The organism is Streptomyces sp. 549 (assembly GCF_030124175.1).
In the GTDB taxonomy this organism is placed as follows: domain Bacteria; phylum Actinomycetota; class Actinomycetes; order Streptomycetales; family Streptomycetaceae; genus Streptomyces.
In genome coordinates, this window is record NZ_JASKMT010000046.1 from 1 (window position 1) to 18976 (window position 18976).

An 18976-nucleotide genomic window follows, 5' to 3' on the forward strand; every position below is an offset into this window, starting at 1 on the left:
ATGGACATCCTCCCGGGGACGAACCCCTGATCTCGAATGTCCGTCAAAGCGGATCAAGCCCAGGACAACCCTGTCGACTGGTGGCCCTGGACACCCGAGGCCTTCGAGGAAGCGAAGCGCCGCGACGTGCCCGTCCCGCTCAGCGTCGGCTACAGCTCCTTCCACTGGTGCCAGTAGATGAACACAATCCGATAGCTCTGACCTGGTGTGTTTCCGGAGAGTGATGGTGTATGCGCGCAAGAGTGAGCGGCCAAGCGTCAAGCTCAAAACGGCGACGGCTCCGGCACAGGGCGGGCCGGAGCCGTCGTGTATCTCTGGGGCTGTGGGGTGTCAGCCGATGGACTGGTATCCGGTGAATTCCTCGGAGGCGACGGTGAGCGTACAGACCCAAGTCGCGGCTCGTCTTCGTGACGTGGACAGAGGTGGGGCAGGTTGAGGGCCCGAGTGTCGCCTTGGGTGGACGCCGGGTTCCACTGCTCCGGCTGGAGGGTTCTGTCGTCGGGACGGGTGGATCCGCTGGTCAGCCGGGGTTCGGCAGGAGTGCGAGCTGGTTGGCGGGGATGTGGCTGGCCCAGTGCCAGTGCGGGGCCAGGCGGAGGATTCCCTAGCGGCCGGTGGTGACGAATTCTCCGGCCGCGCTGAACAGCCGGAGCCGTAGTCGACGGGGTTTCCAGAGTCGGGCGAAGCCGGTCAGCGCGAGCATCGGCATCCAGGCCAGCAGGTCGAGCGCGATCTGCACGATCTCCAGCCAGATCCGGTTCTGGGCGGTGCGGTGCAGGGGAGGTTGCGCAGGCCGGTGGCCCGGGCGGCCCGGATGCGGTCCTCGCCCTCGCCCGCAGGCGGTGACGGAGGTCGAGTTCGGCGATCGGTCGGCCCGAGGTATTGGTGGCGAAGCACGTCAGACGCATGCTGACCGTGTCCGTGAGTCGCAGCTGGGCCCCGAGGTGCGGTCATTCCTTGCGGACGATCAGCCGCATGCCCTTGGGCCAGCCGTCCAGGACGTCGCCGGTGAGTTCGGCTACCCAGGTGCCGTCGCGGATCTCGCCGCCGGTCTCGGCGGCCGGCGTACAGGCCGAGGCGGAACCTGCAGCACGTGCTGGTGGATCGCGTCGGTGATCACCATGCCGACCGAGTAGGAGCCACCTGCCCCGCCGGGCCAGCCAGGCGACGAAGTCGTGAGTGCGCCCGCGGAGTCGGTGCGGATCAGGGTCTGACGTCCGCGACGGTACTTCTTCGGCAGTTGGGCCAAGACGAGTGGGGCGGTGGAGATGTCCAGGTCGGCGCTGCGTCTTTCTTGTCCGAGAGCACGATCACCAGCACCCCGTCGAGGTCAACGGTCACCGTTCGGTCGGCATCGGGCCCTTCCCAGTCGGCCAACCGCCAGACGGGTTCACGTGCTTCGGCCCGCGCGGCCCGGATGGCCTGCAAAGCTCAGTCGCCGGAAGAGGCAAGAGTGTCGATCAGGCGGGAGACCATCGGGTCGGAGGCGACCGGCCCGAACACGGCCGGCTCGGCCCGCAGTATGCTGACATCGGCGAGGCAGTCCCCGCCCAGCGCCACCGCCAACGCGATGCCCAGCAGGGTCTTGCCCAGAGCGTGGACGGCCCGCGGCTTCTGCCACGGTGTCAGCGCCACGGATATCGCGGTGTTCAAGCCGGCCTTGCGGACGGTCTCGACCAGCAGCACGGCCCCGGCCTGAGAGACCACTGCCCCGCCGCCCTCGATGCGGACACGCGGGTAGGTCCCGACACGCTTCTTCACCTGGAGAGCGCTTCTTACCGTGCAGCAACAGGACCCTAGTCAAGTCCAATCGTTGCAGGTCAGGAGCACTCTCCGTCTATTTGATCAGGCCTCGGACACCCCGCCTCGTGAATGCGCGAGGCTAAGGAAGCGACCGGTTGGGCACTGTCCATCCCGAGGCGCGTGTGCCCCGCAGTTGTTCCTACGCCCGCCGTCGGTGGCCGGGTACGTCGGTTGGGCGGCGCTCGGTGAGGGGACACAGCGTCATACCCCGATGGTTCGGGAAGACCGGGGTCTCGTGCCTATCGTGGGTGAGTCACGCGTGGGCATGTCCTGTGCCCAGTGGGTAGACGACTCCCACCGAGTAAGGATCCGACATGAATCGCCTGGCTGACTCCCAGTCGCCCTACCTGCTTCAGCATGCTGACAATCCGGTCGACTGGCGGCCGTGGGAGGACGAGGCCTTCGAGGAAGCGAAGCGCCGCGACGTCCCCGTCCTGCTGTCGGTCGGCTACAGCTCCTGCCACTGGTGCCATGTGATGGCGCACGAGTCGTTCGAGGACGAGGCGACGGCCCGGTATCTCAACGAGCACTTCGTCAGCGTCAAGGTGGACCGGGAGGAGCGCCCCGACATCGACGCCGTCTACATGGAGGCCGTGCAGGCGGCCACCGGGCAGGGCGGCTGGCCGATGACGGTGTTCCTCACCCCCGAGCACCGGCCCTTCTACTTCGGCACCTACTTCCCGCCCACACCCAAGCACGGCATGCCGTCCTTCCGCCAGGTGCTGGAGGGTGTCAGCGGTGCGTGGACGCAGCGGCGCGGTGAGGTGGACGAGGTCGCCGGGCAGATCGTCGCCGACCTGGCCGGGCGCACGCTGGCCGGGTCCGTCGGGGACAGTCCGCAGCCGCCGGGGGCGGGCGACCAGGCGGACGCGCTGCTGGGGCTGACCCGGGAGTTCGACGCCCGGCACGGCGGGTTCGGCGGGGCGCCGAAGTTCCCGCCGCCGATGGTGCTGGAGTTCCTGCTGCGGCACCACGCCCGCACCGGCGCCGAGGGCGCGCTGCAGATGGTGGAGGCCACCTGCGAGGCGATGGCCCGCGGCGGCATCTACGACCAGCTTGCGGGCGGCTTCGCGCGCTACTCCGTGGACGCCGGCTGGGTGGTGCCGCACTTCGAGAAGATGCTGTACGACAACGCCCTGCTGTGCCGGGTCTACACCCACCTGTGGCGGTCCACCGGCTCGGTGTCCGCCCGCCGCGTCGCGCTGGAGACCGCCGACTTCATGGTGTCCGAACTGCGCACCCAGCAGGGCGGGTTCGCCTCCGCGCTGGACGCCGACAGCGCCGACCCGGAGAACCCCGACGGCCCGCACCGGGAGGGCGCGTTCTACGACTGGACGCCGTGGCAGCTGCGGGAGGCGCTCGGTGAGGACGACGCGGAGTTCGCCGCGCGGCTGTTCGGCGTCACCGCCGAGGGCACCTTCGAGCGCGGCGCGTCCGTGCTGCAACTGCCCGACATCGGCGGCCCGGTGGACGCCGACCGGGCCGACTCGGTGCGCAGTCGGCTGCGGGACGCCCGCGAGCGTCGTCCGCGTCCGGGACGGGACGACAAGGTCGTCGCCGCGTGGAACGGGCTGGCGATCGCCGCGCTCGCCGAGACCGGCGCGCTCTTCGAGCGGCCCGACCTGGTCGACGCCGCGACGGCCGCCGCCGACCTGCTGCTGGGGCTGCACACCGACGACCGGGGACGGCTCGCCCGCACCTCGCTCGGCGGTGTGGTCGGCAGCAGCGCCGGAGTGCTGGAGGACTACGCGAACACGGCGGAAGGACTGCTCGCCCTGTACGCGGTGACGGGGGAGAGCGCCTGGCTGCAGATGAGCGGCGTGCTGCTCGACTCGGTGCTCACCCACTTCACCGGCGAGAACGGCGCCTTCTTCGACACCGCCGACGACGCCGAGCAGCTGATCCGGCGCCCGCAGGACCCGACCGACGGCGCGACGCCGTCCGGGTGGACGGCCGCGTCGGGCGCGCTGCTGACGTACGCCGCGTACACCGGCAGCAGTCGGCATCGGGAGGCCGCCGAACGGGCGCTCGGCATCGTCAAGGCGCTCGGCGGCCGGGCGCCGCGGTTCATCGGCTGGGGACTGGCGGTCGCGGAGGCGGCGCTGGACGGGCCGCGCGAGGTCGCGGTGGTGGGCCCGGACGGCGCCCCGGCGACCGCCGCACTGCACCGGGCCGCGCTGGCGGCGGGCGCGCCCGGCGCGGCCGTCGCGGTCGGGGCGCCGGACGAGCCGGGCGTGCCGCTGCTCGCCGGACGCCCGCTGATCGACGGCCGTCCCGCCGCGTACGTGTGTCGCCACTTCACCTGCGACGCGCCCACCACCGATCCCGAGGCCCTGACGGAGCGCCTGCGGTCCTGACCCGCTGACCCGCCTGACGCGGGTGCCCCGGTTACGCCACGTGGCGAAAAACACCGGGCGCTCCTGGCCGGGCGGCCGTATCGTGACCGCATGCAGGTGATCCAGTCGACGAAGCTCTCCAACGTCTGTTATGAGATCCGTGGCCCGGTGCTGGAGGAGGCGATGCGGCTGGAGGCGGCAGGGCACCGCATCCTCAAGCTCAACACCGGCAACCCGGCGGCCTTCGGCTTCGAGTGCCCGCCCGAGATCCTCGAGGACATGCTGCGCAACGTGGGCGACGCCCACGGCTACGGCGACGCGAAGGGCCTGCTGTCCGCGCGGCGCGCGGTGATGCAGCACTACCAGACGCAGGGCGTCCCGCTGTCGGTCGAGGACATCTACCTGGGCAACGGCGTCTCCGAGCTGATCCAGATGTCCATGCAGGCACTGCTGGACGACGGCGACGAGGTGCTGGTACCGGCGCCGGACTACCCGCTGTGGACCGCGGCCGTCTCGCTGTCCGGCGGCACGGCGGTGCACTACCGGTGCGACGAGCAGGCCGACTGGATGCCGGACCTCGCCGACATCGAGCGCAAGATCACCGACCGCACCAAGGCGCTGGTGATCATCAACCCGAACAACCCGACCGGTGCGGTGTACAGCGAGGAGATGCTGCTGGCGCTCACCGAGATCGCCCGGCGGCACAACCTGATCGTCTGCTCGGACGAGATCTACGACAAGATCCTCTACGACGGCGCCACGCACACCCCGACCGCCGCGCTCGCCCCCGACCTGCTGACGCTCACCTTCAACGGCCTCTCCAAGGCCTACCGGGTGGCCGGCTACCGCAGCGGGTGGCTGGCGGTGTGCGGTCCGAAGGCGCACGCGAGCAGCTACATCGAGGGCCTGACGATCCTGGCCAACATGCGGCTGTGCGCCAACATGCCGGCCCAGCACGCCGTGGCCACCGCGCTCGGCGGCCACCAGTCGATCAACGACCTGCTACTGCCCGGCGGCCGGCTGCTGGAGCAGCGCGACGCCGTCTACGAGGCGCTGACCCGCATCCCCGGTGTGACCTGCGTCAAGCCCAAGGGCGCGCTCTACGCCTTCCCGCGCCTGGACCCGAAGGTCTACAAGGTCAAGGACGACCGGCAGATGGTGCTGGACCTGCTGCGGGCCGAGAAGATCATGATCGTGCACGGCACCGGCTTCAACTGGCCCGAGCCGGACCACTTCCGGATCGTCACATTGCCGGCCGCGAAGGACCTCACCGACGCGGTGGACCGCATCGGCCGCTTCCTCGACGGCTACAGCCAGCACTGATCCCGAGCGGTTCCCCTCGCCCATGGAGTCGGCGGCCCTGTGTCGACCGGCTCCTCGCGTGTGCCGGAATCGGCAGCGCACGGTCGGCCGGGGGAACCCCGACGGGCCGCCGGGGAACTTCGTGAGCGCTTGTTCGTCATCGACTACAACTTTAGACACGATCCAAGTTAGGATGGCTTCCTGAGAACGCCAGGAGGTCATCCATGTACGAGCCGATCCGCAACAAGTCGGTCCACACCATGACCGTGCAGTCTGGGCAGTCCGGGCTGTACGCGTCCCACGGCCGCTTCCCGCACCGCTCGCGCGAGGCGGAGCTGGACATCCGGCTGGCCGGGCACCTCACCGCGCTGCTCACCGTCACCGACGAGCTCCGGGCCCTCACCCCCTCCGTGGAACTGGACGCCGCCGCGAACCGGCTCGCCACCCAGGTCGCCCGCCTGCGGGACGGCCGGGCGCCGCTGCGGGCCGAGCCCAGCTTCCCCGGTGCCGGGCCCGGGCACGTCGAGGCGCTGCACCGCCGCGCCCACACCCTCGCCGGCAACGCGCTGGTGGTGGCCACCGCGCGCGGCGACATCCCCGGTGAGGCGCTGGCCGCCGCGCGCATGGCGGCGCACGCCGCCGCGCTCGGCCTGTGACGCCGCACCTCGGTGCCGCGGAGTCCCGCCGCGGCACCGGGGCGCGGTAGGCGAACGGCCGGGGGCCGGCGGACCGTAACGGTCCGCCGGCCCCCGGCCGTCGTGCTGCCACCGGTTCGAAGGCCCGCCCGCAGGCGGGCCGCCCTCCGAGGGGGTCAGCCCAGGCGCTCGACGAGCTTGCGGTGCTCCTCCCACAGCTCCTTCGGCGTGTGGTCGCCGAAGGTGTTCAGGTGCTCGGGCACGAGCGCGGCCTCCTCGCGCCACACGTCCCGGTCGACCGTCAGCAGGAAGTCGAGCTGCTTCTCGTCCAGGTCCAGGCCCTCGGTGTCGAGCGCGCCCTTGGCGGGCAGCACGCCGATGGGCGACTCGACACCCTCCGCCTCGCCGTTGAGGCGGCCGACGATCCACTTCAGCACCCGGCTGTTCTCACCGAAGCCCGGCCACACGAACGAGCCCTGCTCGTCCTTGCGGAACCAGTTGACGTAGTAGATCTTCGGCAGCTTCGCCTCGTCGCCCCGGGCGACCGCGTCCTTGCCGACCTTGACCCAGTGGGCCATGTAGTCGCCCATGTTGTAGCCGCAGAACGGCAGCATGGCGAACGGGTCCCGGCGCAGCTCGCCGACCTTGCCCTCGGCGGCTGCGGTCTTCTCCGAGGCGACGTTGGCGCCCAGGAACACGCCGTGCTGCCAGTCGAAGGACTCGGTCACCAGCGGGACCGCCGAGGCGCGGCGGCCACCGAAGAGGATGGCCGAGATCGGCACGCCCTTCGGGTCCTCCCACTCGGGCGCGATGGTCGGGCACTGCGAGGCGGGCACCGCGAAGCGGGCGTTGGGGTGGGCGGCCGGAGTACCGGACTCCGGCGTCCAGTCGTTGCCCTTCCAGTCGGTGAGGTGGGCCGGGGCCTCCTCCGTCATGCCCTCCCACCAGACGTCGCCGTCGTCGGTGAGCGCCACGTTGGTGAAGACGGTGTTGCCCCACAGCGTCTTCATCGCGTTGGCGTTGGTGTCCTCGCCGGTGCCGGGTGCGACACCGAAGAAGCCGGCCTCGGGGTTGATGGCGTAGAGGCGGCCGTCCTCACCGAAGCGCATCCAGGCGATGTCGTCGCCGATGGTCTCCACGGTCCAGCCGGGGATCGTCGGCTCCAGCATGGCCAGGTTGGTCTTGCCGCAGGCCGAGGGGAAGGCGGCGGCCACGTAGCGGGACTCGCCGCGCGGCGGGGTCAGCTTGAGGATGAGCATGTGCTCGGCCAGCCAGCCCTCGTCGCGGGCCATCACCGAGGCGATGCGCAGCGCGTAGCACTTCTTGCCCAGCAGGGCGTTGCCGCCGTAGCCCGACCCGTAGGACCAGATCTCGCGGTCCTCGGGGAAGTGCGAGATGTACTTCGTCTCGTTGCACGGCCACGGCACGTCGCTCTGGCCGGGCTCCAGGGGGGCGCCGACGCTGTGCACGGCCTTGACGAAGAAGCCGTCCTCGCCCAGCTCGTCCAGGACCGGGCGGCCCATGCGGGTCATGGTGCGCATCGACACCGCGACGTAGGCGGAGTCGGTGATCTCCACGCCGATCGCGGACAGCGGCGAGCCCAGCGGACCCATGCAGAACGGCACGACGTACATCGTGCGGCCGCGCATGGAGCCGCGGAACACGCCCTTCTCGCCGGTGAAGGTCTCCCGCATCTCAGCGGGCGCCATCCAGTGGTTGGTCGGGCCGGCGTCCTCCTCCTTCTCGGAGCAGATGAACGTCCGGGTCTCCACGCGTGCCACGTCGGACGGGTCGGAGGCGGCGTAGTAGGAGTTCGGGCGTTTGGCCGGGTCCAGCTTCCGGAACGTGCCGTTGGCCACGAGCTCCCCGCACAGGCGCTCGTACTCGGCCTCCGAACCGTCGCACCACACGACGCGGTCCGGCTGCGTCAGGGCGGCGATCTCGTCGACCCAGGCGGTCAGTTCCTGGTGCTTGGTAGGGGCCGGGGTGGTGGGAGCCGCAGTACTGCGCGCCACAATCGCTCCAGAGGGTTTGAGGGTTGTGTGTAGATCTGTCGTCCTTGCTGCCTATGTGAGGTCTACCCACTTCCGGCAGCCCGGACGTTCTCTGTTCCCTAGCTCGGCCCCTTGGGGGCTGCGACCCGGACGCTGCGGCGATGCTCATCCGGTGTCGACTACGCTCATCTGATCATGACTCGCTCGCTCGTATGTGTCCAGGGGGCCCACAGGTGAGCATCGCCACTTCTCTCTAGCTTCTCGACGGCTTCCCGCCGCCTCCTCGCCGCCTTCCCGCCACCTCTCTCAGTGGCTCGCGCCCCGCTCGACGTCGGATGCGTTACACCTGAGGGTCGAGGAGGCCACACCACCGTTTACCTACGGCGGCGTAGGTAACCTTTGGTCCATGACTGCCGCCGCGCCCAACTCCCCGGCCGACGCGAACGCGCCCAGCGCCCCGGCCGCCGCCATGCAGAAGATCAACGCAGCGCTGCCCAGCAAGCCCCGGCTGCGGGGCTGGCTGCACGCGGGCATGTTCCCCGCGGTCCTGGCCTCGGGCATCTTCCTGACAGCACTCGCCGCGACGCCCGAGGCCCGGGTGGCCTGCGCGATCTACACGCTCACGGCCTGCCTGCTGTTCGGCGTCAGCGCGCTCTACCACCGGGGCGACTGGGGGCCGCGCGCCGACCGCGTGCTGCGCCGGCTGGACCACGCCAACATCTTCCTGATCATCGCCGGCAGCTACACGCCGCTGACGATCCTGCTGGTCGACGGGGCCCGCGGGCAGGCGCTGCTGTGGGGCATCTGGCTGGCAGCCGCCGCGGGCATCGCCTTCCGGGTCTTCTGGGTCGGCGCGCCGCGCTGGCTTTACACGCCCTGCTACATCGCGATGGGCTGGGCGGCCGTGTTCTTCCTGCCGGACTTCCTCCAGGCGGGCGGCCTCGCGGTGCTCATCTGCGTGGTCGTCGGCGGGCTGCTCTACAGCGCCGGCGGGGTCGTCTACGGCATCAAGCGCCCGAACCCGTCACCGCGCTGGTTCGGTTTCCACGAGGTGTTCCACTCGCTGACGCTGGCCGCGTTCGTCGTGCACTACGTCGGCATCTCCCTCGCCGCCTACCGCCAGGTCTGACGACCGGCTCACCGACCCGTTCGCACGCCCCTCCGCCTGTCCGCCCATCACCGGGTCGGCGGGGTGCGGCGCATCGAGCGGCCCGCGACGACGTCAGTGCGGCGGCCGTCGCGGATCGCGAACCGGCCGTCGACCAGTACGTGCGGAATGCCGACTGGCGGCGTGCGCGGCGCGTCGTAGGTGGCACCGGCGGCGACGGTGGCGGGGTCGAACAGCACCAGGTCGGCCCGGTACCCGGCCCGTACCAGGCCGCGGTCGGGCAGCCGCAGCCGCGCCGCCGGACGGGACGTCAGGTGCGCCACGCACTCCTCCAGCGACAGCACGCCCAGCTCCCGCACGTAGTGGCCCAGATAGCGGGGGAACGTGCCGTACGCCCGCGGATGCGGCTTGGCCCCCTGGAGAATGCCGTCGCTGCCGCCGGTGTGGGCCCGGTGCCGCATGATCGCCCGCACGTTGTCCTCGTGGCCGACGTGCTGGAGGATCGTGGTGCCCAGCCGGTCCTCGGTGAGCAGCCGCCACGCCTCCTCGAAGCCCGCCAGCCGCCGCCCCACGAAGCCGGCCAGCTCCGGGCGGGTCACACCCGACACCTCCACGGATCCCCAGTCGGCCGGCACGCCGTGGCAGCCGTCCGCGCCCTCGACCTCCATCACGTGCCGGATGCGCGCGCACTCGGCCGGGTCGCGCAGCCGGGCCAGCGTCGCCTCCGGGCCGCCCTCGGTGGCCCAGCTCGGCAGCAGCGCGGCGAGCGTGGTGCAGCCCGGCAGGTAGGGGTAGGTGTCCAGCGAGATGTCGGCGCCCGCGTCCAGCGCCTCGTCCAGCAGTGCCAGCAGCTCCGGCGCCCGACCCTCGTTGACCTGGAAGTTCATCGTGGCGTGGGCCAGGTGCAGGGCGCAGCCCGCGTCCCGGCTCAGCGTCACCATCTCCCGGTACGCCTCCAGCGCCCCGGCGCCGTAGGAGCGGTGGTGCGGGCAGTAGTAGCCGCCGTGGCGGGCCACCACGCGGCACAGCTCGGTCAGTTCCGCGGTGGGGGAGTACATGCCGGGTGTGTAGGTCAGCCCTGACGACATGCCGACCGCGCCCTGCTCCAGCCCCTCGGAGACCAGCTGCCGCATGCGGTCCAGCTCGGCCGCGGTGGCCGGGCGGTCCTCCCAGCCCACGGCGAGCATGCGGACCGTGCCCTGCGGCACCAGGTAGGCCGCGTTCAGCGCGATGCCGCGATCGAGGCGGTCCAGGTACCCGCCGACGGTCCGCCAGTCGAAGTCGATGTCGCCGCCGTCGCCGTTCCAGCCGGTGATGGCCCGCCGCACCTCGCCGAGGGTGCGGTCGTCGACGGGGGCGTAGGACAGGCCGTCCTGCCCGACGACCTCCAGTGTCACGCCCTGGGCGAGCTTCGCGACGTGCTCGGGGTCGCGCAGCAGCGCCAGGTCGCTGTGCGCGTGCATGTCGACGAAACCCGGGGCCAGTGCCAGGCCGTCGGCGTCCACGGTTCGCCCGCCGCCCGGCCGCGGCCCGGCGTCGCCCTCGTGGTGCACGGTGGTGATCCGCCCGTCCCGCACCACCACGTCCCCCCGCCGCGACGGGCCTCCGGAGCCGTCCACCACGCGCGCGCCCCGGAAGACGGTGTCGGTGGTGTCCGGCGGGGTCGCGGCGGTGCCGGGGACGTTCACGGGCTGCTCCGGACGGGGTTGGGGCGGGGTGCCGCGGGCGGGGGAGTCGGGGCCGGACGCGCTCAGAAGTAGGTGCGTACGTAGTCGACGACCGTGCCGTCGTCCTGCACCAGCGGGATCAGCTGCCACTTGTCGAAGATCGTGCACGGATGCGACATGCCCAGGCCCACCCAGTCCCCGACCTCCAGCTCCGCGCCGGGCTCCAGCGCCAGCCAGCCGTGCTGGTCGGACAGCGCGGTGAGCGTGATGCCGTCCGCCGGGCGCTCCCGGCCGGTGACCGGGTCCCGGACCACCTTCGGCGCGGGCAGCCGCAGGTCGTACGCCGCGTCCCGCTTGCCCGCGTTGACGAACGCCTGGTCCGGCTCGGGCTTCGACACCACCTGCGCCCACAGCGTGAACGCCGGCCGCAGTGCGCCCTCCTGCGGCACCCGGTTGAAGGGCGTCAGCTCCTGGTAGTGGCCCTCGTCGTGCGAGACGTACGCGCCCGACCGCAGCAGCGGCAGCACCGGCGCGGACAGCTCGGGCAGGGTCGCGAAGACCTCGGCGACGGTGTCGAACCAGGCGCTGCCACCGGCGCTGACCACGATCTGCCCGGCGTCGGCGAACCGCCCGGCCCGGTCCAGGTCGACGGCCAGCGCCACCAGGCGGCGCAGCCAGTCCGCCACCCGGTCCGGGGTCGCCTGCGGGACCTCGCCCTCGTACCCGGCGACGCCCACCAGCCGCAGCGTGCCGGTGGCGGCGACCGCGCCGGCGACGGCCGCGCACGCGGCCTCGGTGCGCGCGCCCGTCCGGGCGCCGTCACCCGCGCCCAGCTCCACCACCACCTCCAGCGGGCGCCGCGCGCCCGCGGCGCGCAGCGCCGCGTCCATCAGCTGCACGCCGCGCACCGAGTCGACGTACACCACACACCTGAAGTCCGGGTCGCCGTCCAGCTCTGTGGCGAGCCAGCGCAGCGCGGCGGCGTCGACGAGTTCGTTGGCGAGGAAGACCCGCGGCACGCCGAACGCCCGGTACACCCGCAGTTGCGCGGGGGTGGCGGCGGTGATGCCCCAGGCGCCCGCGGCGAGCTGCCGGGCCAGCAGCTTCGGCGCCATGGACGTCTTGCCGTGCGGCGCGAAGGCCAGGCCGTGACGGGCCGTGAACTCCGTGAGCGCGGCCAGGTTGTGGTCCAGCGCCTCCGCCGACAGCGCCAGGACCGGGGTGGTGAAGCCGCCGGTGAACAGGTTTCGGCGCTCGGCGGCGAGCGCCGCGCAGGTCAGTCCGGCCGCGTCCGGCGGCAGGCCCTTGAAGCGGTGGTCCACGACATCGTCGGGCACGTCGTCGAGCATCGGGCGTTCTCCGTCCGTTCCGGCGCCGGGAGGTGGGGCGCGGTGGTGCGTGCGTCGGGTGGCGCGTCGGGCGCGTCGGTACAGCGTCGGTACAGCGTCGGCGCGTGGGTACAGCATGTGGCGCGTCGGTACAGCAAAGCCGGGCGCACTGCCGGGGCGGCAGCCGGGGCCCGTGGCGCCCGCCGGGACGCGCGCCGGATCGGATACCGGACGCGTCCGATTGCGAATGCTGCAACAGTCATTGCGCATACCGACGACAGCTGTCTAGCATCCCGCCGAGTACCCGGTCAATGAATCAGGAGCCCACGCCATCGTGACCGACCACGCCCCCGGCACCGTCGACGCAGGCGGCGACGGCACGCAGCAGGCGCCCGCCGACGCCCGCAGCCCGGCGCACCGCGGGACGGAGGTGGACGTCGTCTGCCTCGGCGAGTCCATGGTCGCGTTCCGGCCCAGCCGGCCCGGCGGGCTCGCCGAAGCCGACAGCTTCGACCGCGGCGTCGGCGGCGCCGAGTCCAACGTGGCGTGCACACTCGCCCGTGCCGGCCACTCGGCGCGCTGGATCAGCCGGGTCGGCGCCGACGCGTTCGGTGACCACCTGCTGCGAGCCGTCGCCGCGTGCGGCGTCGACACCGCGCACGTCGTGCGGGACCCGCGCCGCCCCACCGGCGTGTACTTCCGCACCCACGGCGAACGCGGCGCGGACCTGGAGGTCGCCTACTACCGGGCCGGGTCCGCCGCCTCCGCGATGTGCCCGGACACCGTCGACCGGGCCGCCGCCGACACCGGGCGCGTCCTGCACCTCACCGGCATCACCGCCGCGCTCTCCGACGGCTGCCTGGCGCTGCTGCACGACCTCACGGCCGCCCGGCCCGGCCGCCCGCTGGTCTCCTTCGACGTCAACCACCGGCCCGCCCTGTGGACCGGCCGTGCCGCCCAGGCCAGGACCACGCTGCTCGGCCTGGCCCGCGCCGCCGACGTGGTGTTCGTCGGCGAGGACGAGGCCACCGACATCTGGGGCATCACCGGCGGGCCCGCCGCCGTCCGCGCCGCCCTGCCCGAACCGCCGGTGGTCGTCGTCAAGCAGGGCGGCCGGGGCGCCACCGCCTTCGCCGGGCAGGCCACCGTGCCGGTGCCCGCCCCCGCCGTGGACGTGGTCGCCGCGGTCGGCGCCGGCGACGCCTTCGCCGCCGGCTACCTCTCCGCGACCCTGCGCGGGCTGCCGCTGCGCACCCGCCTGCGCCACGGCCACCTCACCGCCGCAGCCGCCCTCACCGCCGCCGGCGACACCGCCGCGCCGCCCGGCCGCGACCGCGCGGACCGGCTGGCCGCGCTCGACGACGAGGCGTGGGGCAGACTGCGACTCGGTCCGCGCTGGACCACGGAGGAGGCGACCGCATGAGTCAGACCGTCGACCGGGCCTTGAGCATCCTGCCGCTGCTGGCGGAGGGCCCGGCCAACCTGGAGCAGGTGGCGCAGCGGCTGGGCGTGCACAAGTCCACCGCGCTGCGCCTGCTGCGCACGCTCAACGAGCACGGCATCGTCTACCGCCAGGCCGACCAGCGCTACCGCCTGGGCGCCCGGCTGTTCGCACTCGCCCAGCAGGCGGTGGAGAACCTGGACGTGCGCGAGGTCGCCCATCCGCACCTCGTCCGGCTCAACCAGGAGTGCGGCCACACCGTGCATCTCGCCGTCCACCAGGACAACGAGGTCACCTACATCGACAAGGTGGAGAGCCGCTACCCGGTCCGCATGTACTCCCGCATCGGCAAGCCCGTCGCGATCACCGTGGCGGCCGTCGCCAAGCTGCTGCTGGCCGACCTGCCGCCCGCCGAGCGCCGGGCGATCGCCGAGCGGCTGGACTACCCGCGCTACACGTCCCGGTCGACACCCAACGCCGCGGCGTTCCTCACCGAACTGGCGGCTGTCCGCGAACAGGGCTGGGCCACCGACCTCGGCGGGCACGAGGAGTCCATCAACTGCGTCGCGGCGCCCGTGCGCGGAACGGACGGACGGGTGGTCGCCGCCATGTCGATCTCCGCGCCCAACGTGGTGGTGACGCGCGAGGAACTGCTGGAACTGCTGCCGCTGGTCCGGCGCACCGCCGACGCCATCAGCGCCGAGTACTCCGGACGGACCCCCGACCCCGACTCCCGGCCCTGAACCCCGGCTCCGGGCCCCGGCCCCGGGCCGCGCTCCGCAAGTCCCGCCCCGACCCGAGGAACACCATGACCGAGAAGCTGACCAAGACCGCTCTCACGCCGCCGACCCACACCACTCCGCCGGCGAGGTTCTCGCACGGGGTCAGGAAGGGCAACGTGCTGCAGGTCGCCGGGCAGGTCGGCTTCCTGCCCGCCGAGGAGGGCCGCCCGCCGACCCCGGCCGGCCCCACCCTGCGCGAGCAGACCCTGCAGACCTTCGCCAACGTGGCCGCCATCCTCGAAGAGGGCGGTGCGAGCTGGGACGACGTGCTGATGGTCCGGGTCTACCTCACCGACACCGCGCACTTCGCCGAGTTCAACGAGATCTACAACGCCTACTTCGCCGATCTCACCGAGGCCCCCTCGGCCCGCACCACCGTGTACGTCGGGCTGCCGGCCGGGCTGCTGGTCGAGATCGACGCACTGGCCGTCCTGGGCTGACCCGCCGGGCGCCCGCCGGCGCCACCGGGCACACCGGCCGCCACCCGGCACGCCGGCCGCCTTCCGCACACCGGCCGCCTTCCGCACACCCGCTCGCCGCAGGTGCGCCGGAGGGCGGCCGGCGGCGTGTCCGTGCCCTCCCGCAGCACCGCTCGTTGGATCCAGTGCCGGCCGACGGGCCGACGGCATCCGACGCGGTCAACGTGGCCGAGATGGCCGACAACCGTCCCCGGGGCCGTAATTGACGTCTTCTCAGCACAATCAGCCGTACTGATAATGCTCACGTCATCGCACGTTTCGCAGTACGGGAGAGGAAGCCCCCCACATGGTGCGTCCCGCACACGTCCGACGCCCTCTCGTCGGCACCCTCGCAGCGCTGCTGCTCGGGGCCACCGCCGCGCTCGGCGGCGCGACCCCCGCCTCGGCCGCCGCACCTGCCGCGCCCGGCACGGCAGCCCCCGCGCCCGCTGTCGACGCCCCCGACTTCGAGGGGATCGTGGCGCTCAGCAACTGCTCCGGGGCCGTCGTCCGCATGCCGCACTCCACCCCGCAGGACCCGGCCCTGGTGCTCACCAACGGCCACTGCCTGGAGGCCGGCATGCCCGAGCCGGGCGTGGTCGTCGTCGACGAGCCCTCGAACCGCACCTTCACCCTGCTGGACGCGGTCGGCGGAAACCTCGCCACGCTGCGCGCCACCCGGATCGCCTACGCCACCATGACCGGCACCGACGTGGCGCTGTACGAACTGACCCGGACCTACGAGGACATCGACGACCGCTGGGGCATCGAGCCGCTGGAGGTGGACTCGGCCCGGTCCACCGAGGGCACCCCGATCAACGTCGTCTCCGGCTACTGGAAGCGCGTCTACACCTGCGAGCTGGACGGCTTCGTGCACGAACTGCACGAGGGCGGCTGGGTGATGAAGGACTCGCTGCGCTACACGGCCGCCTGCGACACCATCGGCGGCACCTCGGGTTCCCCGGTCGTGGACACTGCCACCGGCAAGGTCGTCGGGGTCAACAACACCGGCAACAACGGTGGTCGGCCCTGCATCCTCAACAACCCCTGCGAGGTGGACGAGAACGGTGGGGTGACCGCACGTCCGGGCATCAACTACGGCCAGCAAACGCATGAGTTGACCCGGTGTACCACCGTCGGCAACAAGATCGACCTGGACCTGCCCGGCTGCGGGCTCGCCCGGCCGTGAGAGGGGCCGGGCCACCGGGGAAGCGCCGCTCCGCGCCTCCCCGTGTGACCGGCTGAGCACCCGGTGATACCCCCGTGCGCCCCTGCGCTCACGGGGGTATCACGTTACGTTCCACCGGTACGCCACCTCGGGTGGAACCGGGGTGGGCGTGAGCACGGCCCGGAGCGGACTGCGCCCGGGCCGATGCGGACCGAGGGGGGAGGGGCCCGCCGCAGCGCGACGGGCCCCGGCCCGTTGCCCACCCCGCAAACCTCAGTTGTTGAGGGTGCAGGTGGCGAGGCGGTCGAGGCCCTGGGGGCGTTCGGCGGTGCGGCCGATGGCGGTGGCCATGCGGTTGATGGTGGCGACGCGCTTGTCGGCGAGGGGGCCGAGGATGGCGTTCTGGACGAAGTTGGGTCCGCCTTGGCCGACGGTGTCGACGAGGCGCTTGTTGGCTTCGGCGATCTGGGTGTTGAGCAGGGCGAGGTTGCGGTCGACCTCCGCCCGGGCCGAGGCCGGGACGGCCGGCAGGCTCGGCGCCACCGCCGGACAGTTGACCGTGCCGGCCGCTCTGGTGTTGCCGGCGTTGCCGCCCGCGTTCCCGGCCTGACCGTTCCCGGCCTGGCCGTTGGCGGGCGCGGGGTTGGCGGGCTGGGCGGGCGGCTTGGCCGCGGGGGCGTTGGCCCGTCCGGCGTTGAGGGTGCAGGTGGCGAGGCGGTCGAGGCCCTGGGGGCGTTCGGCGGTGCGGCCGATGGCGGTGGCCATGCGGTTGATGGTGGCGACGCGTTTGTCGGCGAGGGGGCCGAGGATGGCGTTCTGGACGAAGTTGGGTCCGCCCTGGCCGACGGTGTTGACGAGGCGCTGGTTGGCCTCGTTGATCTGGGTGTTGAGCAGGGCGAGGTTGCGGTCGACCTCCGCCCGGGCCGATGCCGGGACGGCGGGCAGGCTGGGCGCCACCGCCGGGCAGTTGACCGTGCCGGGTGACGACGCGGTCCGGTTCGTCGCACCACTGCCCTCCCCGGCCAGGGCGGAGCCTGCGATCACCGCTCCGGAGAGCACTGCGGCAGCCGCGCCGCCGGCGATGAGTACGCGGCGCTTGTTGTACTTCTGAAGAGCCCTGGACATGCGGAATCCTCACTCGGTCAGGGGTGGGAGAGCCGTCCGGCACTGCCGGACGGCCTGCTCCTGGTTCACGACGCGGCGCCTGCGTTCGGTGACGGATACGTGGAACACTGGTGCAGCGTTCAACGAGATCCCGCGGCACCCGCGATCGGGTGCGCAACACCTGGCCTCGAACGCAACTACCGCCTCACCCGTCCGGGTTGGTCCTCTTGTGTCACCGTCGCGTCACGCGGTGCAATGCGTGCCACGGATCACACCGGTCACCGGGGACGAGTGCGGAGGGTGCGGCATGACCGACGGCACCAGGAACAGCACGGACGTGACACTGGAACCCGAGCAGCGAGTGCGCCTGCGCTCGATCGGGCCGGGCCTGGTGGTCGCCGCCACCGGCATCGGCGCCGGCGACCTGGTGGCCACGCTGGTGGCGGGCAGCCGGTTCGGCTACAGCCTGCTGTGGGCGGTGGTCATCGGCTGCGTCATCCGCATCGCCTTCGCCGAGGGCGCGGCCCGCTGGCACCTGGCTACCGGCCGCACCCTCTTCGACGGCTGGCGCACCATCGGCCGGTGGACGCTCTACTACTTCGGCTTCTACAGCGTCATCTGGGGCTTCGTCTACGGGGCGACGGCCATGTCGGCGAGCGCGCTGCCGCTCACCGCGCTCTTCCCCGGCTTCGTCGACCTCAAGGTGTGGGGTGTGGCGGTGGCCATGGTGGGGCTGGTGTTCGTCTGGTTCAACCGGTACGCCGTGATCGAGCGGGTCATGACGGTACTCGTCGGGCTGATGTTCCTCATCGTGGTGGTGCTCGCCGTCCGGGTGGGCCCGAACCTCGGTGACACGGTCGGCGGCCTGGTGCCGAGCCTGCCGGAGGGATCGCTGCTGTACACGCTCGGGGTGATCGGCGGCGTGGGCGGCACCATCACCATGGCCGCCTACGGCTACTGGGTGAACGCCAAGGGCTGGCACACGCCCGGCTGGATGCGGATGATGCGGCTGGACAACTCGATGGCCTACGTGGCCACCGGCATCTTCACCATCGCCATGATCATCGTGGGTGCGGAGCTGCTGCACGCCACCAGCATCACGCTCGCCGAGGGCAACCGGGGGCTGCTGGACGTCGGCGAGGAGCTGGAGCGGCGCTTCGACGTGGTCACCGCCAAGCTGTTCCTCATCGGCTTCTTCGCCACCTCCTTCTCCTCGCTGATCGGCGTCTGGCACGGCGTGAGCCTGCTGTTCGCCGACTACGTGGCCCACCTGCGCGCGGGAGCGGACGGCACCGCCGAGGGGACCCGGGCAGCGCACACGCCCGAAACGTCCACCGCCGGGAGGATCGGTGCCGAAGCGGACGCCGCCGGCACCGGGACCACGGGGACGGACGCCGCAGGCGAGGGCGGTGCGGCGGCGGTGGCCGCCGGGGTGCGGGAGCGCTCGCTGCCGTTCCGCGCCTACCTGCTGTGGCTGAGCGTGCCTCCGATCGGGCTGCTCTTCCTGGACCGGCCGTTCGGCCTGGTCATCGCCTACGGCGTGCTCGGATCGCTGTTCCTGCCGTTCCTGGCCGGCACCCTGCTGTGGCTGCTCAACCGGTCGCCGGTGCCGCAGCGCTGGCGCAACGGCTGGCTGAGCAACCTGATGCTCGGTCTTGCCGCGCTGCTCTTCGTGGTGCTGTGCACCGAGCAGATCCGCACCCTGCCGTGGTAGCGGCACCCACGCGGGTGGTGCACACGCCGGTGGTGCACACGCGGGCGGCCCGCCCGTGCGCCGCCCGGCACGGCCGCGTGCGGGCGTGCGGGCCGCCCCCCCCGGGCCCCGCCCTGCTCGCCGGCGCGTCCCCGTG

13 protein-coding genes and 2 pseudogenes are annotated in these 18976 nt (G+C 72.3%); 10 read left to right on the plus strand and 5 right to left on the minus strand.

Features of this window, described 5'->3' with window-relative positions:
• Nucleotides 1-36: 36 nt before the first annotated feature.
• A pseudogene (locus tag QNO07_RS26830) lies at nt 37-171 on the plus strand (DUF255 domain-containing protein); the annotation flags it as partial.
• 349 nt (nt 172-520) lie between these two features.
• On the opposite strand, the pseudogene QNO07_RS26835 reads toward QNO07_RS26830, so the two are convergent.
• A pseudogene (locus QNO07_RS26835) lies at nt 521-1761 on the minus strand (transposase).
• Nucleotides 1762-2117: 356 nt separating this feature from the next.
• Between QNO07_RS26835 and QNO07_RS26840 the strand changes: the two are divergent.
• From QNO07_RS26840 to QNO07_RS26850, 3 genes are all read left to right on the plus strand, one after another.
• Nucleotides 2118-4160 (plus strand): thioredoxin domain-containing protein, encoded by a 2043-nt coding sequence (locus tag QNO07_RS26840; RefSeq protein WP_283995119.1) that lies wholly within the window; start codon nt 2118-2120, stop codon nt 4158-4160.
• Nucleotides 4161-4250: 90 nt separating this feature from the next.
• Nucleotides 4251-5462 carry a pyridoxal phosphate-dependent aminotransferase gene (locus tag QNO07_RS26845; protein WP_283995121.1) on the plus strand — a complete coding sequence of 404 codons (1212 nt, stop codon included), beginning with the start codon at nt 4251-4253 and terminating at the stop codon, nt 5460-5462.
• Nucleotides 5463-5665: 203 nt separating this feature from the next.
• The gene (locus QNO07_RS26850; RefSeq protein ID WP_283995122.1) at nt 5666-6097 is read left to right on the plus strand and encodes an SCO4983 family protein; all 432 of its coding nucleotides are present in this window, start codon (nt 5666-5668) and stop codon (nt 6095-6097) included.
• A 155-nt stretch (nt 6098-6252) separates the two neighbouring features.
• On the opposite strand, the gene QNO07_RS26855 is transcribed toward QNO07_RS26850, so the two are convergent.
• On the minus strand, nt 6253-8091 hold the full coding sequence (locus QNO07_RS26855) for a phosphoenolpyruvate carboxykinase (GTP) (protein ID WP_283995124.1): 1839 nt from the start codon (nt 8089-8091) through the stop codon (nt 6253-6255).
• A gap of 385 nt (nt 8092-8476) precedes the next feature.
• On the opposite strand from QNO07_RS26855, the gene trhA reads away from it, so the two are divergent.
• Nucleotides 8477-9199, plus strand: coding sequence for a PAQR family membrane homeostasis protein TrhA (trhA, locus tag QNO07_RS26860; protein ID WP_283995125.1), 723 nt, complete (start codon nt 8477-8479; stop codon nt 9197-9199).
• A 47-nt stretch (nt 9200-9246) separates the two neighbouring features.
• On the opposite strand, the gene QNO07_RS26865 is transcribed toward trhA, so the two are convergent.
• Complete coding sequence (locus tag QNO07_RS26865; protein ID WP_283995126.1) at nt 9247-10866, minus strand: N-acyl-D-amino-acid deacylase family protein; 1620 nt, start codon at nt 10864-10866, stop codon at nt 9247-9249.
• Between the two features lie 62 nt (nt 10867-10928).
• Entirely contained in the window at nt 10929-12194 is a 1266-nt protein-coding gene (locus QNO07_RS26870; RefSeq protein WP_283995128.1) for an alanine racemase, read from the minus strand.
• 436 nt (nt 12195-12630) lie between these two features.
• Here QNO07_RS26870 and QNO07_RS26875 point away from each other — a divergent pair, with 436 nt between their 5' ends.
• The 4 genes from QNO07_RS26875 (at nt 12631) to QNO07_RS26890 (ending at nt 16043) form a co-directional block, all read left to right on the plus strand.
• Nucleotides 12631-13596, plus strand: coding sequence for a sugar kinase (locus QNO07_RS26875; protein WP_502961952.1), 966 nt, complete (start codon nt 12631-12633; stop codon nt 13594-13596).
• Nucleotides 13593-14357 carry an IclR family transcriptional regulator gene (locus QNO07_RS26880; RefSeq protein ID WP_283995129.1) on the plus strand — a complete coding sequence of 255 codons (765 nt, stop codon included), beginning with the start codon at nt 13593-13595 and terminating at the stop codon, nt 14355-14357. Before QNO07_RS26875 ends, QNO07_RS26880 begins: the two co-directional genes overlap by 4 nt.
• 65 nt (nt 14358-14422) lie before the next feature.
• Nucleotides 14423-14836 carry a RidA family protein gene (locus tag QNO07_RS26885; RefSeq protein ID WP_283995130.1) on the plus strand — a complete coding sequence of 138 codons (414 nt, stop codon included), beginning with the start codon at nt 14423-14425 and terminating at the stop codon, nt 14834-14836.
• 325 nt (nt 14837-15161) lie between these two features.
• A complete protein-coding gene (locus QNO07_RS26890) occupies nt 15162-16043 on the plus strand; it encodes a S1 family peptidase (protein ID WP_283995131.1) in 882 nt (293 codons plus the stop codon).
• Between the two features lie 252 nt (nt 16044-16295).
• Here QNO07_RS26890 and QNO07_RS26895 read toward each other — a convergent pair whose 3' ends face one another.
• Nucleotides 16296-17147 (minus strand): hypothetical protein, encoded by an 852-nt coding sequence (locus tag QNO07_RS26895; protein ID WP_283995133.1) that lies wholly within the window; start codon nt 17145-17147, stop codon nt 16296-16298.
• 286 nt (nt 17148-17433) lie between these two features.
• On the opposite strand from QNO07_RS26895, the gene QNO07_RS26900 reads away from it, so the two are divergent.
• Entirely contained in the window at nt 17434-18840 is a 1407-nt protein-coding gene (locus tag QNO07_RS26900) for an Nramp family divalent metal transporter (RefSeq protein ID WP_283995134.1), read from the plus strand.
• The last annotated feature ends 136 nt before the right edge of the window (nt 18841-18976 follow it).

Bases quoted from the DNA above. Each gene is read 5' to 3' on its own strand.
- QNO07_RS26840 (WP_283995119.1), top strand. From the start codon at position 2,118: ATGAATCGCCTGGCTGACTCCCAGTCGCCCTACCTGCTTCAGCATGCT.
- QNO07_RS26845 (WP_283995121.1), top strand. From the start codon at position 4,251: ATGCAGGTGATCCAGTCGACGAAGCTCTCCAACGTCTGTTATGAGATC.
- QNO07_RS26850 (WP_283995122.1), top strand. From the start codon at position 5,666: ATGTACGAGCCGATCCGCAACAAGTCGGTCCACACCATGACCGTGCAG.
- trhA (WP_283995125.1), top strand. From the start codon at position 8,477: ATGACTGCCGCCGCGCCCAACTCCCCGGCCGACGCGAACGCGCCCAGC.
- QNO07_RS26870 (WP_283995128.1), bottom strand. From the start codon at position 12,194: ATGCTCGACGACGTGCCCGACGATGTCGTGGACCACCGCTTCAAGGGC.
- QNO07_RS26875 (WP_502961952.1), top strand. From the start codon at position 12,631: ATGGTCGCGTTCCGGCCCAGCCGGCCCGGCGGGCTCGCCGAAGCCGAC.
- QNO07_RS26880 (WP_283995129.1), top strand. From the start codon at position 13,593: ATGAGTCAGACCGTCGACCGGGCCTTGAGCATCCTGCCGCTGCTGGCG.
- QNO07_RS26885 (WP_283995130.1), top strand. From the start codon at position 14,423: ATGACCGAGAAGCTGACCAAGACCGCTCTCACGCCGCCGACCCACACC.
- QNO07_RS26890 (WP_283995131.1), top strand. From the start codon at position 15,162: ATGGTGCGTCCCGCACACGTCCGACGCCCTCTCGTCGGCACCCTCGCA.
- QNO07_RS26895 (WP_283995133.1), bottom strand. From the start codon at position 17,147: ATGTCCAGGGCTCTTCAGAAGTACAACAAGCGCCGCGTACTCATCGCC.
- QNO07_RS26900 (WP_283995134.1), top strand. From the start codon at position 17,434: ATGACCGACGGCACCAGGAACAGCACGGACGTGACACTGGAACCCGAG.